16 protein-coding genes are annotated in these 17,316 nt (G+C 40.1%); 7 read left to right on the forward strand and 9 right to left on the reverse strand.

The genetic code is table 11. The annotated features are described in order from the left end of the window. Positions 1 to 30: 30 nt before the first annotated feature. Both L3Q70_RS03775 and tal read right to left on the reverse strand, forming a co-directional pair. Positions 31 to 222, reverse strand: coding sequence for a DUF3545 family protein (locus L3Q70_RS03775; RefSeq protein WP_062570233.1), 192 nt, complete (start codon positions 220 to 222; stop codon positions 31 to 33). Positions 223 to 409: 187 nt separating this feature from the next. Beyond that, the gene (tal, locus tag L3Q70_RS03780) at positions 410 to 1,360 is read right to left on the reverse strand and encodes a transaldolase (RefSeq protein ID WP_062570234.1); all 951 of its coding nucleotides are present in this window, start codon (positions 1,358 to 1,360) and stop codon (positions 410 to 412) included. Between the two features lie 221 nt (positions 1,361 to 1,581). Between tal and yaaA the strand changes: the two genes are divergently transcribed. After that, positions 1,582 to 2,361, forward strand: coding sequence for a peroxide stress protein YaaA (yaaA, locus tag L3Q70_RS03785; protein WP_062570235.1), 780 nt, complete (start codon positions 1,582 to 1,584; stop codon positions 2,359 to 2,361). A gap of 128 nt (positions 2,362 to 2,489) precedes the next feature. Then, positions 2,490 to 3,425: a mechanosensitive ion channel family protein gene (locus L3Q70_RS03790; protein WP_193988406.1), complete on the forward strand. Its 936-nt coding sequence runs from the start codon at positions 2,490 to 2,492 to the stop codon at positions 3,423 to 3,425. A gap of 90 nt (positions 3,426 to 3,515) precedes the next feature. On the opposite strand, the gene L3Q70_RS03795 is transcribed toward L3Q70_RS03790, so the two are convergent. The 6 genes from L3Q70_RS03795 to L3Q70_RS03820 all read right to left on the reverse strand — a co-directional run bounded on the left by L3Q70_RS03795 (position 3,516) and on the right by L3Q70_RS03820 (position 9,356). After that, positions 3,516 to 4,310: a DUF3800 domain-containing protein gene (locus tag L3Q70_RS03795; protein WP_237114875.1), complete on the reverse strand. Its 795-nt coding sequence runs from the start codon at positions 4,308 to 4,310 to the stop codon at positions 3,516 to 3,518. Positions 4,311 to 4,596: 286 nt separating this feature from the next. Beyond that, positions 4,597 to 5,826 (reverse strand): phosphoglycerate dehydrogenase, encoded by a 1,230-nt coding sequence (serA, locus tag L3Q70_RS03800; protein WP_062570242.1) that lies wholly within the window; start codon positions 5,824 to 5,826, stop codon positions 4,597 to 4,599. Between the two features lie 14 nt (positions 5,827 to 5,840). Further along, positions 5,841 to 6,494, reverse strand: coding sequence for a ribose-5-phosphate isomerase RpiA (gene rpiA / locus L3Q70_RS03805; RefSeq protein ID WP_062570243.1), 654 nt, complete (start codon positions 6,492 to 6,494; stop codon positions 5,841 to 5,843). A 54-nt stretch (positions 6,495 to 6,548) separates the two neighbouring features. Continuing rightward, positions 6,549 to 7,145 carry a 5-formyltetrahydrofolate cyclo-ligase gene (locus L3Q70_RS03810; protein ID WP_062570244.1) on the reverse strand — a complete coding sequence of 199 codons (597 nt, stop codon included), beginning with the start codon at positions 7,143 to 7,145 and terminating at the stop codon, positions 6,549 to 6,551. 13 nt (positions 7,146 to 7,158) lie between these two features. Next, positions 7,159 to 7,722: a hypothetical protein gene (locus L3Q70_RS03815; RefSeq protein ID WP_062570245.1), complete on the reverse strand. Its 564-nt coding sequence runs from the start codon at positions 7,720 to 7,722 to the stop codon at positions 7,159 to 7,161. A 116-nt stretch (positions 7,723 to 7,838) separates the two neighbouring features. Then, positions 7,839 to 9,356, reverse strand: coding sequence for a carboxypeptidase (locus L3Q70_RS03820; RefSeq protein WP_237114876.1), 1,518 nt, complete (start codon positions 9,354 to 9,356; stop codon positions 7,839 to 7,841). Positions 9,357 to 9,597: 241 nt separating this feature from the next. Between L3Q70_RS03820 and L3Q70_RS03825 the strand changes: the two genes are divergently transcribed. From L3Q70_RS03825 to mrcB, 5 genes are all read left to right on the forward strand, one after another. Further along, positions 9,598 to 10,827: a response regulator gene (locus L3Q70_RS03825; protein WP_062570247.1), complete on the forward strand. Its 1,230-nt coding sequence runs from the start codon at positions 9,598 to 9,600 to the stop codon at positions 10,825 to 10,827. 331 nt (positions 10,828 to 11,158) lie between these two features. Then, positions 11,159 to 11,497, forward strand: coding sequence for a P-II family nitrogen regulator (locus tag L3Q70_RS03830; RefSeq protein WP_054554260.1), 339 nt, complete (start codon positions 11,159 to 11,161; stop codon positions 11,495 to 11,497). Between the two features lie 9 nt (positions 11,498 to 11,506). After that, positions 11,507 to 12,736, forward strand: a complete 1,230-nt coding sequence (locus L3Q70_RS03835) for an ammonium transporter (protein WP_062570248.1) — start codon at positions 11,507 to 11,509, stop codon at positions 12,734 to 12,736. 160 nt (positions 12,737 to 12,896) lie between these two features. Beyond that, on the forward strand, positions 12,897 to 13,058 hold the full coding sequence (locus L3Q70_RS03840) for a YqaE/Pmp3 family membrane protein (RefSeq protein WP_083515349.1): 162 nt from the start codon (positions 12,897 to 12,899) through the stop codon (positions 13,056 to 13,058). Positions 13,059 to 13,143: 85 nt separating this feature from the next. After that, entirely contained in the window at positions 13,144 to 15,468 is a 2,325-nt protein-coding gene (mrcB, locus tag L3Q70_RS03845) for a penicillin-binding protein 1B (protein ID WP_130151011.1), read from the forward strand. Here mrcB and L3Q70_RS03850 read toward each other — a convergent pair. Next, entirely contained in the window at positions 15,431 to 17,290 is a 1,860-nt protein-coding gene (locus L3Q70_RS03850; RefSeq protein WP_193988413.1) for a methyl-accepting chemotaxis protein, read from the reverse strand. The genes mrcB and L3Q70_RS03850 overlap by 38 nt on opposite strands. Positions 17,291 to 17,316 lie beyond the last annotated feature (26 nt).

A 17,316-nucleotide genomic window follows, 5' to 3' on the forward strand; every position in this document is an offset into this window, starting at 1 on the left:
AATGCAAAAGGCCCAATTGGGCCTTTGAATTTACAAAAAGTCTAGCTCATCAATAGCAATACTGTCTGTAAAGTAGTCTAACTCCTGTAGTTCTTTGCGTAATCTATGCTTATCTTTTAACGCTTCGATTTCACGCCATTTTCTCTTTTTATTTTTTGTAGAGGTCTTTCTTGTTTTATTAGGACCTTCTAATATTTCTAAAATATCGTCTAGGCTATCCATGAACTTCTCCTATTGATTTTTTGAACCTCGGAAATACCTATACCACAGGCTGCTTAAAAATAGAATAAAAAAGTGACAATACTGTTACAGAACTGTGATTGATAGATGAATAGATCAATGATTTAGTTATTTTAGAAACAAAAACGCCACCGAGCGGTGGCGTTTCAAAAAAATGCTGTTGTGCAAATTACATCGCTTTAAAGCGAGCTTCTAATTCAATTTGAGCTTGAGCGAACGAGCGGATACCTTCAGCTAGTTTCTCTGTTGCCATAGCATCTTGGTTGTGTAACCAACGGAACTGGCTTTCAGTTAGCGGTGCTGGTTTTTCTTCAACAGTAAAGTCGCTCTCTAGTAAGTACTCTTGTGCATCAGTTAATTGGCCTAACTCTTCTAAAAGAGCAGGGCTAATCGTTAACTTATCACAGCCTGTAAGCGCGATGATCTCGCCTGTGTTACGGAAGCTTGCGCCCATAACAACCGTTTTGTAACCGTGGCGTTTGTAGAATTCGTAAATACTACGTACTGATTGCACACCAGGATCGTTTAGCGGATCAGTTGGTTTTTCCATGCCATTAGCAACGTGCCAATCTAGAATACGGCCAACGAATGGTGAAATTAAAAATACATTTGCATCGGCACATGCGCGGGCTTGTGCTTCAGAGAATAACAGCGTTAAGTTACACTTAGTGCCTTCTTTTTCAAGCTGTTCTGCGGCTTTGATACCTTCCCACGTTGATGCAACTTTGATTAGAATTTTATCTTTGCTCACGCCTTCTTTTTCGTAAAGGCTCAGTAAAGTGTGAGCTTTGTCGATAGTCGCTTGGGTATCAAATGATAAACGAGCGTCTACTTCTGTTGAGATATAGCCCGGTACGATTTCGCTAATTTCTTTACCGATTAATACAGCGAAGTAATCACATGCTAACTCAAGTTGTTTAGCTGCATCTTGCTCGGTCTCTTTAGCGTATTGCCACGCTTTATCTAAATAAGGCTTATACGCTTCAATTTCACTGGCTTTTAAAAGTAAAGATGGGTTTGTTGTTGCATCTTCTGGTTGGTGCTTTTTGATAGCTTCGATATCACCTGTATCTGCAACAATAGATGAATGCTGTTTAAGCCTTTGTAGTGCTGAAGTCATTTGCTTTCCTCATTCCAAGCAAGTTAAAAGAAAATCCATTATAGCGGCCTTAATACTGCAACACTATGACAGTGTTTAATAGGTTATATGTCCTTAATTTAGAAAACCAAGGCATTAGGTGTAAAAATGCAGTGTATCAAGGCAGGATGAAACAAAACGTGCATTTTGATTCAATTAATGTTGAAATTGACATCAAACAAATTACAAGTCAATAGCTAACTATGATCACTGTTATTTCACCAGCAAAAAATTTAGATTACGAAACACCAGCCACGACCGATAAATTCACTCAACCTGAATTACTCGAGCACAGCGAAGAGTTAATGTCAGTTTGCCGTGATTTAACACCTGCGCAAATTGGTAGCTTGATGAAAATCAGCGATAAACTAGCTGGTTTAAACGCAGCACGATTCGCAGAGTGGTCACAGCCCTTTACTACCGATAACGCAAAACAAGCGGTGCTGGCTTTTAATGGTGATGTGTATGGTGGTTTAGATGCAGCAACATTGACGAGTTCAGAGCTAGATTATGCACAATCTCACTTACGTATTTTGTCTGGTCTTTACGGTGTGCTGAAGCCACTTGATTTAATGCAAGCTTATCGCCTTGAGATGGGCACCAAGCTTGAAAATCCACGTGGTAAAAACCTCTATGAATTTTGGGGCAGCGTGATTGCCGAAAAGCTTAATACTGTGCTTGCTGAGCAAGATAGCAAGTATTTAGTTAATCTTGCTTCTAATGAGTATTTTAAAGCGGTTGATAAAAAAGCCTTAAATGCACAAATTATCACGCCACACTTTAAGGACTGTAAAAACGGCCAATATAAAGTGATCAGCTTTTATGCGAAAAAGGCCCGCGGCATGATGGCGCGTTACATCATTGAAAATAAAGTTACCCAATTGAGTGATTTAAAAGATTTCACCGTTGCAGGTTATTACTTCAGCAGCGATGCAACAGCAAAAGAATTAGAGCCCGTTTTCTTACGCGAAGAGCAGAACTAATTTTTAGTAAAATGAATTAGAAGAGCCGTGCTAAGCACGGCTTTTTTATGGTTTTAATATACTAAATTAGAAATGGCGTTCATTTTGCTAAATACTTTGTTGAGCAATTAATTCAACAAGGTATAAAAATGTTAAAAATTCCGTCAGTAAGTGAAGCTGAAAAGCTGATAGAAGAAAAACTCGGTGGCTGGGTTGATATCATCATAAGCCATATTCCAAACTTTATTGTCGCAGTAATAATCACTATCGTGTTTTCATTGCTGGCGCGTATTGTTGGTTCAATGCTCAGAAAGCTATTACGCCGCTCGCTAGAGTCTTCGCAAATAGCCGATTTAATGTCGTCGATAGTAAAAGTCATCGTGTTATGTGTAGGCTTATTTGTAGCCCTTGATTTCTTGGGGCTTAGAGGTACTGTCACCTCATTACTCGCGGGTGCGGGTATAGTTGGCCTTGCCATTGGTTTTGCCTTTCAGGATATGACAGAGAACCTTATAGCAGGTATTGCTATGGGTATTCGCAAACCATTTAAAACAGGTGATGTAATTCGCACCGAAAGTGTGTTTGGTACCGTCAAGGCGATTAACCTTAGAAACACTCTTATCGAAAACTTTTATGGGCAACTTATCTTGGTGCCTAATAAGATTCTGTTTAGAAATATACTCAGCAATTACAGTACATTAGGTGTGCGTCGTATTGAAGTGCCTGTGGGTATTTCGTATGCTGACGACCCAGAGCAAGCCGCTGAGGTAATTGTTAAAAAAATCAATGAGTTTGATTTTGTCATTAAACAAGAAGAAACCGCTGTGTACGCCGAAAGCTTTGGTGATAGCAGCGTTAACTTATTGGTTTGGTTTTGGATTAAATACCCAGGCGAAGCAGATTTCATGACCGTTCGTCACAAGGCAGTTGTGGCAGTCAGAAGCGCGCTGAGCGAAGCTGACATGACCATCCCATTCCCAATCCGCACGTTAGATTTTGGTATCAAAGGCGGCGAGAAGTTAAACGCCATGATAAGCGAAAAACACCAAGATAAAGATGCAGAATCTCAAGCGACTGATGAGTAAAATTTACTGACTCATCGGCGTGATTTACACAGGGAAGTGTGGTTGTGGGGGAGTTTATTCGCAAAGAAAGTGATTAGTAATAAAGTAAAATTATTTGTTAATTCTCATATAATACTCAAACTCCTCTCTACTTATATTAGTTATTGAAAAGTTTGGTATAACTTGCTTTGTTGCAGGAATAGCTCTCGTTTCCAGAGGGAAGTGCCAAATATTAAAGTCATTGTTCGGCATTGTATCGTATGCTAGAGAATCCCAACCTAGAAGACTTGCCATTTTACTTATAGCTATTTTCTTAGCTAGCTGCATTTGTGCCGAAGGATTAAAAAACAATTGATAACTGCTGTTAACTGCACCAGTTAATATATCTACTGTTTGTAAGCCCCAGTGATATTTAGAATCTTCCATTGCAACATGATGTACTTTTGAACATGTTGGCAGCTTCGCTAACATATGATTTGTTACTATCTGCATTACTTCATTTTGTTTTGAATAAGAGCTAGATTTTTGATCTGCAAAGACAGTTATTTTTGCATTTTTCGAACGGCTACTCTCACGTATGAGGAAATCATAAGTTGTGTAAAAAGCTGTCTCCTCATTGCTATGCCACTTTCTATAAGGTTGTTTATGTACTGCTATAGCATGAAATGAAACAGGACTAGTTAATATGAATCTCAATATATCTATACATAAATTTATCTGACCAGCACTTTTCCTAACTTTTTCCCATTTTATTTCACCTTGTAGACCACTATTATCGTAAATGTCAGAAATCTTTTGATTGAATGCAGCGAAGTAGTGCTTGGGAATAGCAATTATACCTATCGTGTAGCAGGGACATCCTTTTGAGGTGCCACTTTCATCGGCAAATGCAAATATTTCATCCATGACTCAAATTCCTTTTGACTCTCAATAATTTGGTTGTTTATAAATTGCACAAATAAATAATAAAAACATTTTTAACAAATTAACTAAGGAAATACTACCGGAAAGTTATCTTCAGTAGCTGATGTTCACGCGAAATAAATTTCACGCCTACGGTGAGGTATTTTTGACTTAGCGATCAAGCTTGATGCTGGTGGCTTTCGCTTTGCTTAGAGCAACCTACAAAGTTACAACAAAAAAGCGCAAGCAGTTTAACTGGTTGCGCTTTTTAATCTCGATATGCGAATGATTAGTGGAGGATACGTGCTCTGATTGTACCTTCAACGGCACTTAGTTCTTTAAGGGCTACTTCAGAGTGATCGGTATCTACATCGATGACCACGTAACCAATCGCTTCGTCAGTTTGTAAGTACTGGGCAGCGATATTAATACCGTGCTGTGCAAACGCTTGGTTAATTTGCGTTAGAACACCTGGGCGGTTGTGGTGTACGTGTAATAGGCGGCTACGGTTTGCAAGCTCAGGCAGTGATACTTCAGGGAAGTTAACCGCAGTAATGGTTGAACCATTATCAGAGTATTTAGCGAGTTTACCTGCTACTTCAATACCGATATTTTCTTGCGCTTCTTGTGTTGAACCACCAATATGTGGAGTCAAAATTACGTTATCGAACTCGCGCAGTGGTGATACAAATTCTTCATCATTTGATTTTGGTTCGACAGGGAACACGTCGATTGCTGCGCCGCTTAGCTTTTTATCACGTAGTGATTCTGCTAGTGCATCGATATCAACAACCGTACCGCGAGACGCATTGATCAAGATGGCGCCTTGCTTCATTACTTCAAGCTCAGCCATACCAATTAGGTTCTTCGTTTGCGGTGTTTCTGGTACGTGTAAGCTAATAACGTCAGCACGTTGTAGTAACTGAGTAAGGTTATGAACTTGTGTTGCATTACCCAGTGTTAGCTTGTCTTCAATATCGTAAAACTCAACGTTCATACCGATATTTTCAGCCATGATCCCTAGCTGTGTACCGATGTGGCCGTAACCAATAATACCTAACGTTTTACCACGCGCTTCAAATGAACCGTTGGCAGATTTTAACCAACCGCCACGGTGCGCGAGAGCATTACGCGCTGGAATACCACGAAGTAATAATAAGATTTCACCAAGTACTAATTCTGCTACAGAGCGGGTGTTCGAGAATGGTGCGTTAAATACCGCAATACCACGTTCACGAGCACCTTGCAGGTCGACTTGGTTAGTACCGATACAGAAGCAGCCGATTGCGACTAGCTTTTCAGCTGCTTCTAATACCGCTTCATTAATATGAGTGCGAGAACGAAGGCCTACAAAGTGCACATCTTTAATGCGCTCAATGAGCTCGTCTTCAGGTAAGGATGTTTTTACGTAATCAATATTACTGTAGCCATTACGCTTAAGCGTTTCTACAGCACTTTGGTGCACGCCTTCCAGCAAGAGAATTTTAATTTTGTCTTTTGCTAACGATACCTTACTCATATCCTCATTCCTATTTACTTGATTTGCGGCCCATTTTTGGTGCCGATAATGACTTTATCTGCACCGCGATGGGCAAATAAGCCGTTTGTTACTACACCCACAATCTGGTTGATTGTTAGTTCTAATTCTTTGGCATTGCTGATATCTAAATTGTGTACGTCTAAAATAACGTTACCGTTATCTGTTACAACACCTTCACGGTAAACGGGGTCACCACCTAGTTTTACGAGTTCACGAGCTACATAGCTGCGTGCCATCGGGATCACTTCAACCGGCAGTGGAAAAGCCCCTAATGTTGCAACTTCTTTAGATTCGTCAACAATACAAACAAATTGTTTTGCGACTGCTGAAACGATTTTTTCACGTGTCAGCGCTGCACCACCGCCTTTGATCATTTCGTTGTGTGGGTTGATTTCGTCTGCACCATCAACATACACATCAAGACTTGATACCTCGTTAAGCTCGAATACTTCAATACCCAGTGCTTTTAGCTTTTCAGTTGAAGCCTCAGAGCTTGAAACCGCACCAACAAGGGTGTCTTTTACGGTACCCAGTGCATCAATAAAATGATTGACTGTTGAGCCTGTACCTACACCCACTATGGTGTTTTCATTTACAAACTCGAGTGCTGCCCAGGCAGCGGCTTTTTTTAATTCATCTTGCGTCATAATTATGTGCTCAGTTAGCTGTCAGAGAGGGCCCATAGTATACAAATAGTTTGCTTACCATTGGTAGATTTTCTCTGGGGTTATAATATGTTTTAACGGTACATCCCACGATTCAATCGGCAATGCTGAAACATGCTGACATTGATGGGCAAGGCCTATCAAAATCGGTTTTTGCCAGTTTTCTTGGTAATACCGTGCCAACGTTTTGTCATAAAACCCACCGCCCATTCCTAAACGGTTACCTTGATCATCAAATGCCACTAATGGCATAAGTAAAATATCAAGCTTGTCTAAAGGACATATTTGACTGCAATTCAACTTGGGCTCCAAGATACCATAGCGGTTTGCTGTCATGGGTGAATTTTCTTCATACCTCTGAAAGTACAAAGTTGTGCCATTGAAGGGGTGAATTATAGGCAGGTATAAATGCTGTTCTTGCATCCATAATTCTTTAATTAACAATGAGGTGTCTAATTCGCCATCATTACTGAAATAAATACCGATGTGGGCGTTTTTAGTGGTTTTTAGTGATTTTAAGTGTTGAGTAAAATTCACTTTCAGCGCAATTGCTGCATTTTTTTGTTGCTCAACAGTCAGTGAATTGCGCTTTTTTCGAATGGATTGTCTAATTTCTGCTCGCGTGTTGCTCATGTCAATATAGGTGTTAACTTTCTAAAAAAGAGAAAAACTCAGGAAAAAGCTCTACAACGCCAAGAATAGCTAGTAACAAAATCACCATGGCGATGAGTGAATAAAGTAATGTATTAGAGCGTTTTTTAACGGGCTCTGTTAACTCTTCTTCCAGCAGTAAGTCATCTTCTTGCCAGCTATCTTCGTTATCTTGTGGATTGGTACTCTCACTTTCAGGCAAACGCTGTTCTAGATCATCAAGCTTTTCTTCAAGGCGAATGAGGCTACTTGTAATGTAATCTAAGGCATCAAAAATGCGTTCATCACGTTGTTTAGCCTCAAGACTTGCATTCGTTTGTTGATTAACTTGGTTTTGATTTACTGGCTGGAGCTTAGCTTTAATCCCCACGCTTGCCAACAGCTTTGCTTGCTTTAATGCTTTTTCTTGTTCGCTAGGTGCAAAGAGTGGTTTATGTTCAAAAAGAGTGGCTACTTTATCTGTATTTGTTTTTAATTTTGCTGCAAGTTGCTCAGTAGCGTGTGCTTGATCAACACCGGCTTCTAGCCCTGCAAACATCACACGAAATTTTTCAGCCATGTTGTGATTATCCAATTCCTTAAATCAATGACTTGAGTATATACCCAAATAGATTAGTGGATAAACAAAAGCCCGTATAAAACGGGCTTTTTCTTTATAAATGAGTCATCGTCTAGTTAGTACTTAGCTGCTTTGCCTTCAGCTGGTAGTGATTTAAGGATAAACTCACGTAAATCATTATTTGATGATTCAAGATCAGCATGACGTAAATACATCATGTGGCCACTGCGGTAGCCTTTAAAGCTTAGGCGGTCTTTCATTTTGCCGCTTGGGTCTAATTGCCACATTGTGTATTTAGCATCAAAGTAATTGGTTGCACCATCGTAGTAACCTGATTGGATCATCACGTTTAAGTATGGATTTTGCGCCATCGCTAAACGTAAATTTTCACCTGTGTTATTACCAGTACGATCCCAAGGGTGAACATTACCAAATAGGTTGTATTTGATATCTGTTTTGTAGTTAAGCTCTTCACGTAGGTAATAGTTAATTGCTGGCGTGAATGAGTGTAACCATGAGGTAAGCTCTGCCCAGTAATCAGGTGACTCACCTGCATCACGTTTATCAATACCTAAATAACGAGAATCTAAGCGACCCACTGTTTGACCGCGCTCGCGTAATAGTTCTTTCCAGAAGAAGTTAGTTGGAATATCAAGGTTGTTTTGTTCAACAAACTTTTCAGATAAGCCTGCGTATTTTGCTGCTTGCTTGATGATTGCGCGTTTTTCATCGGCAGCTAAGAAGCCACCTTTAGCTATCGCTGGTAAGAACTTATTAACAGTAAACTCTTCAACTTCAGGCAGTAACTCATCTAAGCCTTTTGCTTGTAAGTCTGCACTGAGGGCTTTGTGGTACCAAGCCGTTGCGGCAAAGTAAGGTAGGCGATTTGCTGCTTCTACCGGGCCTTCGCGTTTAATACCAATTTCAGTTGGTGATACTAAAATAACACCGTTGATATACATCCACTGGCGGTTTTGTAATTCGTGAGCAAGGCCTGAAACGCGAGTTGTACCATAGCTTTCACCAATTAAGAACTTAGGTGAGCGCCAACGCTCGTTGCGCGACACAAAGGTATTTAACCACTCAGCCAAATATTTGATGTCGGCGTTTACACCAAAAAACATTTTTTGTTGGTCAGCTTTACTTGGTAACTCTCCTTTATCGTTTTCAAGAACGCGAGAGTAACCCGTGTTTACGGGGTTGATATAAACAATATCAGCCACGTCTAAAATTGAGTAAGGATTATCTTTTACGCCATAAGGTTGAACTGGGTAGCCTTCGTCATCAATTTTTAATACACGTGGTCCAGTATAAGCAAGGTGCATCCACACTGACGCAGAGCCAGGGCCGCCATTAAATGAAAAAACCAGTGGACGTTTTGTTCTATCGTCTACTTTATCGCGGGTATAATAAGTATATTGCAGCGTTGCAACCGCATTACCTTGCTCATCCCAAACTGGTTGGGTGCCTGTTGTTGCAGTATAAGAGAAGCGCTCACCGTTAATACGTGCTTTATGTTCTGTAACAACACTGCTGTCAACGTCTATGCGTCGTTCATTATCAGCTAAGCTGGGGGTGCTGAAGGTCAGTGTTAGGGCTGTTACTGACAAGCCAATAAAACTAACTAGTTTCATGTTGATTCCTTATTATTCGAGTTGCTGCTATTAAAGAGAAAAGCTCGCTTGAAGACAAACTATTGAGACTAGTGACCAATAATAGCTGTTAAATAGGAAGATTCTCTAAACTGCGTGGTTAATTACTAAAAAGTACTTTTTAATAAAGATATTTTGCTTAATCATTTAGCTAGATTAAAAAATAACGTATATTTGGCATGTTGGTAATTTGTGTACATCTGCATAGAAAAGAGAAGTTGCAATGCAAAGAGTGTTAGTTGTTGAAGACAGTAAAGTAGTACAGCAAGTGTTACGCCACTTATCTGCCCACTATTTAGATGTGGATGTCGACTTTGCTTGGTCTTTGCAAGAGGGCATAGATTTAATCGCTGAGCATGACTACACCCTCGCTTTAGTCGACTTAACACTGCCCGATGCGATGAACGGTGAAGTGGCTAAATACACCTTATCAAAGAATATTCCTACCGTTGTGTTAACGTCTAAAATTGATGAATACATTCGTCAACAAATGCTAGAACTTGGTGTGGTTGATTATGTTGTTAAAGATAATCGTGACTCATACCACTATGCTATTAAGCTTGTTGCACAACTACTTAGAAACCATGGTTCAAAGGCACTTGTTGCCGATGATTCGGTATTAAGTCGCACCTTGATGAAGCAAATGTTAGAAAAGCAGCTTTTTAATGTAAGTGATGCCCACGATGGTGAGCAAGCATTGCAAATGCTCAAAGATGACCCTGAAATTAAGCTGCTACTCACAGACTATGCAATGCCAACGATGGATGGCTTTGAGCTTGTTAAAGCGGTGCGTAATTTTCGAGGCCGTGATGACTTAGCTATTATAGGTTTATCAGGTGCAGGTAAGCACGGTTTGTCGGCACGTTTTATCAAGTACGGCGCTAATGACTTTTTGACTAAGCCATTTATGAATGAAGAGTTTCATTGCCGTGTAATGCAGACGATGGAACAGCTTGCCCTAATCGCAGACATTAAAGAAAGCGCATACCGGGATCACTTAACCGGGCTTCATAATCGCCGTTATTTTTATCAATACGCTGAGAAAATCCTAAAGAAAACAGAACAAAAGAATGTACTGGCATTACTCGATATTGATTTTTTCAAAACGATTAATGATCAGTTTGGTCACGAAGCGGGTGATCATGCATTAAAGCAAGTAACCACCTTTTTAAAAACCAAGTTCGACGACTTCACAATTGCTCGCATTGGTGGGGAAGAATTTGCAGTTGTGTTAGACAACATGGACCTTGAAAAAGCAGAAGCAAGGTTAAATAGTTTCAGGGAACAACTTGCGGAGCACCAGTTTTCAATTAATGGCGAACCTTATTCACTCACCATGAGTATTGGCATGACCGCATTTCAACATGTCTCACTCACAGCCGCAATGCGCTTAGCTGATAAAGCTTTATATCAAGCTAAACAGCAACAACGTAACTGCGTGGTCCGTTTATAGTATCAATACGCAATAATACTTAATTATTTAAGGGATTAAAGCTGTTGCTAGCCGATTGAAAAATAATTGCTTTACTACTTCATGGATGCAAAGCAATTACCAAGTATAACTAAGTAACGAGATTTTTGCTTTGCTATAATCAAGGTTTAATTGCTTGAATTGCACCAGTGCTGGTTAATTGTTAAAAAAATGCACCCTTGTGGTGCATTTTTTTTGTTTGTAAGTGACTAATTGTATTTAACCAGTTGAAAATAAATAATAAAAAATAGTGGCACAAAGGTTGGATTGTTAAAGCCAACAGGATAACAATAAGCGTCCGAAGGGGGCCACTATGAAAATGATTAGTGCAATAATAAAGCCATTCAAACTTGATGATGTGCGTGAAGCACTGGCTGATTTAGGCATTGAGGGGATGACAGTTGTCGACGTTAAAGGCTTTGGCCGCCAACGTGGTCATACTGAGCTATACCGTGGAGCTGAATACCAAGTCGATTTTATTCCTAAAATTAAACTTGAAATTGCAACTCGTAGCGAAAATTGTCAACGCGTTGTTGAAACCATCACGAAAATTGCTTCAACAGGCAAAATTGGTGACGGCAAAATTTTTGTTTACGACCTAGACCAAATCGTCCGTATTCGTACCGGCGAACTTGATGAAGAAGCAATTTAAGGGGGATTTATGGAAAACACGATTGTAGAGTTGAAGTTCTCACTCGACACTTTTTACTTTTTGATGTCGGGTGTTTTAGTCATGTGGATGGCTGCCGGTTTTGCGATGCTAGAGGCGGGTTTAGTTCGTGCAAAAAATACAACAGAAATACTGACTAAAAACGTAGCACTTTTCTCGATCGCCTGCACCATGTTCTTACTTGTGGGTTATAACATCATGTATGTTGATAACGCTGAAGGCGGTTTTGTTCCTTCTTTTGGTGCTTTAATTGGTACACAAGCAGCTGATGCAAATCACTCATTAGAGTCTGATTTCTTCTTCCAAGTTGTATTTGTAGCTACGGCTATGTCTATTGTATCTGGTGCTGTTGCTGAGCGTATGAAGTTATGGGCATTTTTGATCTTTACTGTTGTTATGACAGGTTTCATTTACCCGATTGAAGGCTATTGGACTTGGGGCGCAGGCTTTTTATCTGAAATGGGCTTTGTTGACTTTGCAGGTTCTGCAATTGTTCACGGGGCAGGTGCTGCGGCAGCGCTAGCAGGTGTACTTTTCCTTGGTGCTCGTAAAGGTAAATACGGTAAAAACGGTGAAATTTACCCAATTCCTGGTTCTAACTTACCACTTGCCACACTAGGCACATTAATCCTTTGGATGGGGTGGTTTGGCTTTAACGGTGGTTCCCAGCTGCTTGTTTCTGACGCTGAAAATGCAACAGCAGTGGGTAAAATCTTCTTAAACACTAACGCAGCAGCGGCATGTGGTGCTATTGCAGCACTGTTCGTATGTAAAGTGCTTTGGGGGAAAGCTGATTTAACTATGGTACTAAACGGTGCATTAGCAGGCCTTGTCACTATTACGGCTGAGCCAGCATCACCCACACCATTACTTGCTTGTCTATTAGGTCTACTCGGCGGTTCACTGGTTGTATTTAGTATTGTTGCACTTGATAAAGCAAAAATCGATGACCCTGTCGGTGCGATTTCTGTACACGGTGTGTGTGGTGCATTAGGCATTATGCTAGTACCACTTTCAAACTCAGATGCAACCTTCGTTAATCAATTAATTGGCTTAGTGTGTATCTTAGGATTTGTGTTTATCGCGTCATCAATTGTATGGGCAATTCTGAAAAATACCATGGGTATCCGTGTTACCGAAGAAGAAGAATTAAACGGTATGGATCAACATGACTGTGGTATTGATGCTTACCCTGAGTTTGTATCAGTTCGCAGTAACTAATTTTAGTGCGTGCTTCAGCACGCACATACAATAATCATTGTGTGTTCAAATCAAAGCTCTACTCAGGTAGGGCTTTTTTGCATTCAAAATAAGTGTTTTCTTATAGGCGATTTCAACAATATTGACTATGCTCAAATAACTTAATCAACAAGAGAATACTATGGATAACAAACTGTTATTAATTATTTTGTCATTGTTTTTACCACCTGTGGCTGTGTTTTTAAAAGCCGGTGTTGGTAAAGATTTAGTTATTAATATTATTTTATGCTTTATATTTTTTATACCTGCGGTTATTCACTCGCTTTGGTTATGTACCCGCTAATCGAGTTTAAGTGACTGTTAATTTTACAGGTGATAGAATTGCGACTGATTACACCTGTAAAATTAACTGACCAATAGCGAACTCAATGGCTGATAAAAAAACTCCTGCTAAAAAAACGCCAGCAAAGAAAACGGCGTCCACGAAACGAACCACTAAAAAACGCAAAACCTCTTCGAATACGACAGTAAAGTCGCGTATTTTTCGTAAAACGTGGTCAATTTTTTGGAAGTTATCCTTAGCTGTTGTGATTGCGATGGTGCTGTATCTTATTTATTTAGATGCAAAAATAACGCGTCAATTTGAGGGCAACAAGTGGCAGTTACCTGCGCAGGTATACGCGCGAGCAATGAGCTTTTACCCTGGGCAGTTTTTATCACAGCAAGAAGTTCTTTGGGAGCTTAACAGATTAAACTACTCTTCAGTGAATAAGCTTAGTCGTACAGGGCAGTATGTTAAGTCATCTAACAGTATTAAAGTGTATCGCCGCGAATTTGAATTTTACGATGGGCTCGAAGATGCTCGTGTTATTGAGCTTCGTTTTTCAGGGAAAAAATTAGCAACTATTAAGGATAAATTCGGTCGACGCTTAAATTCTGCGCGTTTGGAGCCTGTGCAAATTGCGCGAATTGGTAATGATTCGAATCAAGATCGTGAGTTTGTGCCGCTTGATAAGTTTCCTGCAATGTTAAAAGACACCTTGCTGGTGGTTGAAGACAGAGATTTTTATCAGCACCACGGTGTGTCGGTATGGTCTATTATGCGTGCCCTATACAGCAATATTAAAGCGGGAAGAACAGTGCAGGGTGGAAGTACCTTAACACAACAGCTCGCTAAAAATATTTATTTAACACGTGAACGCTCTCTTGTACGTAAGTTTAATGAAGCACTTATCGCATTGATATTAGACTACCGCTATAGCAAAGATGAAATTTTAGAAGCCTACTTAAATGAAGTATACCTAGGGCAATCATACAATCAGGGTGTTCACGGTATGGGGCTTGCCGCTGAATTCTACTTTTCTAAACCTGTGGACGAGCTAGAGTATGACCAAATTGCGTTACTGGTTGCTATGGTTAAAGGCCCATCGTACTACAACCCACGCCGTTACAGTGAACGTGCGATGGAGCGTCGCGATTTAGTACTGCGCTTAATGGTCGAAAATAACTTAATAAATACACGTGAGTATCGCGCATCGTTAAAGCGTCCAATTGATATTTCACCTATGAAAGATAGCCTACAGAAGTCGTATCCTGGTTATTTAGAGTTAGTTAATCGCGAATTAAAGCGTTTGTTACCTGACCAGCAAGTATTGGATGCTGGTGTGCGTGTCTTTACTTATTTCGACTTACAAAAACAAACTGCAATGGAAAAATCGGTTGAGGCAAGCTTACCTTACCTTGAAAGACGTCCTAAAACCGAAGAATTAGAAGCCGCTATGATCTCGGTTAACGTTGAAAAAGGTGGCGTCTCAGCCTTAGTTGCCGGTCGTGATGTTCGCTATTTTGGTTTTAATCGAGTATTAGATACCAAGCGTAATATAGGCTCATTAGTAAAACCTGCTGTTTATTTGAGTGCCTTTGAAAGCGGCAAGTTTAACCTTGCATCTTTGGTTGATGACTCTCCTCTAAGAGTAACGAATGAGCAAGGAAAAATATGGCAGCCAGAGAATTTTGATAGGCAATTTAGAGGCATGATGCCGCTTTATAAAGCATTTAGTAATAGTATCAATATACCTGCGGTAAATACTGGGTTAGATGTAGGGGTCGACACTGTCGCAACGACCTTGAAGCGATTAGGAGTTGAAGGAAGCATCGATGAATACCCATCACTGCTACTTGGTGCATTGGAGTTGTCTAGCTTTGAGGTCGCTCAACTTTATACAACACTTGCTGCTGACGGACAGTATCGTGAACTAACATCAATTTCTGCACTGACTGATTCAGTAGGTAAAGTACTTTATAAGCATAATGTTGAGTCACAAAAGCGATTCGATGAAGCATCAGTTTATATGACTAAATATGCGATGAAGCGAGTAACTAAAGATGGCACAGCAAAACGTTTAAATGCCCACTTTCCATCGATTCAGTTAGCGGGTAAAACGGGCACAAGTAATGACTTACGAGATAGCTGGTTTGCAGGTTTTGACCAAAATACAGTTACCGTTGCTTGGATTGGTCGAGACGATAATAAAAATACCGGCCTAACGGGGAGTGTTGGTGCGTTAGAAACCTATATTCGTTATCTAAAACCACTTAACCCTGAAGCCATTGCAGATACTCGCCCAGCTTCTATTCGCTGGGCGTTCATAAATGAAGAAACAGGTCTGCAAGCACCACCTGGCTGCGGCAAAGTGGTGCAACTGCCTATTCGAGCTAGTGAGTTTGAGCCTCGTCCGAGTTGTCGACGCTAAATGCTTTCATTGCATCGTTAAGTTGCTCAGCAAGCGCGGTTAAATCGTGTGCGCTTGCTGAGGCATTTTTTGATGATTTAAGCGTCTCTTCGGCTAAACAGCTTACCCGCTTGGCATCATTTAAAGCATCTTGTGTTGCACTCGTTTGCTCAGCAACTAACTGCGCGATTTGTTCACCATGTTGACTGATTTCATCCATCGTATTTACGGCTTCAACTAAACTTGCTTTTGTTTGGTTAGCGGATGCTGCCCCTTGCTCCATTTTTTCGACACTTTGCTGCATTTTCTGCTGTGTTAACTGCAATGCATTTTGTAATGAAGCGATAATATCGTGTATTTCCTTTGTTTGTAGCTGAGTTCGCCCTGCCAATGTTCTAACCTCATCAGCGACAACAGCAAACCCTCGTCCTTGCTCGCCGGCTCTTGCAGCTTCGATTGCAGCATTTAAGGCTAAAAGATTTGTTTGTTCAGCTATGTCGCTAATTCCTTTGCTTACTTGGCTAATATTTGAGGTGTCTTGCGCTAATGAATCCAGCGCTTTTAACCCTTGGTTAAACTCTTGTTGTAGCTGTGCGATATGTTGCGCTAACTCCTCACTATTTTTTGCGCTGTTTTGGACCTGTTTGGCGGCACTATTAGCGAGAAAAACAGCATGCGAGGCTGTTTTTTCAACATGCTCTGCCGATTGGCTCATGTTATCTAGCGAGTCATTAATAGCGCTAATGCTTTGTTGCTGCTCAGTAACATCATTGGTTGTTTTATTGCGGCTTTCAAATACGTGCTGAGTGGTACTTCTTACTGAGTGAGTGGTTTTTTGAGCATTTTTGATAAGCGCCGTAAACGATTTTAGTAAATCATTGAATAGTAAGCTTATTGAGTTGAGCTCGTCTTTGCCTTTTAAATCTAATCGCACGCCTAAATTACCTGTTGCAGCCTCTGTTGCTGCGTTAGAAAACTGCTTTAAAGTATCAACTAATGAGCGGTAAAACCCCATCATCAAATAACTTGCTATAAATAGGCTGATTAAAGCGGCAATGATAACCACAACACGGGTCATACGTTGCTGTTTTAATTGCGTTAAGATCATCAATGATAAAGCTGGCTCACTGTTGCTAATAAAGTGATTAATCTTACTGTTAATATTTACTTTTAAATTTGCAAGCTGCTGCTGTGTAAGCGCAATTTCATCTGGCTCGAGTAGATCTTGGTTTAATGCTAGAAAAAGCGCATTAATACTGCTTGAAAGTTGCGTTGCGGGTTCTGTTAGGGTGTTTTTAAGTTTCTCGTTTGCAGTTAAAGATGTATTCAAACTCATTAAAAACTGTGACTCTAACTGCGGCAGAGCTTTAACTTGGTTTGATAAAGTAATAAATGTACTCGGTGAAAACTGCCCGCTAGATAAAACGGTTTCTGCACTTTGTATGGTTTTATTTAAATGTGTGATAAGAGGCGGTAGAGCGGTCACTAATGTACGATTTAAGTAACTACTACTGAGCTCGTTTACAATAGCAAGCTGTGACTCAATCGAGACTATCTCTAAAATGTTGTCGTCATCAGTGGCTGTATTCGCAAAACCCGCTTGTTGGGCAATACTGATATTATCAGCTTGATTTGCAGTGAGTAAATTAGCGAGTAATTGAGGATATATTTGGACCCCTTGATTTTGTTTTTGTGATATTTCAATTCCTTTACTTAGAACGCTTAGTAAAAAAAATAAACTTAAACAAAGAGGAAAAATTAAAATGCCAAACATTAGCGACATTTTTGCTTTGTAACTTAATTGTCTCATTAAGAAAACAGCAGGTTTAATTAGATTATTCACAGATACACCCAGTTAGAAATTATATT

The sequence above is a fragment of the Pseudoalteromonas sp. CF6-2 genome (assembly GCF_021729425.1).
Lineage (GTDB): Bacteria > Pseudomonadota > Gammaproteobacteria > Enterobacterales > Alteromonadaceae > Pseudoalteromonas > Pseudoalteromonas arabiensis.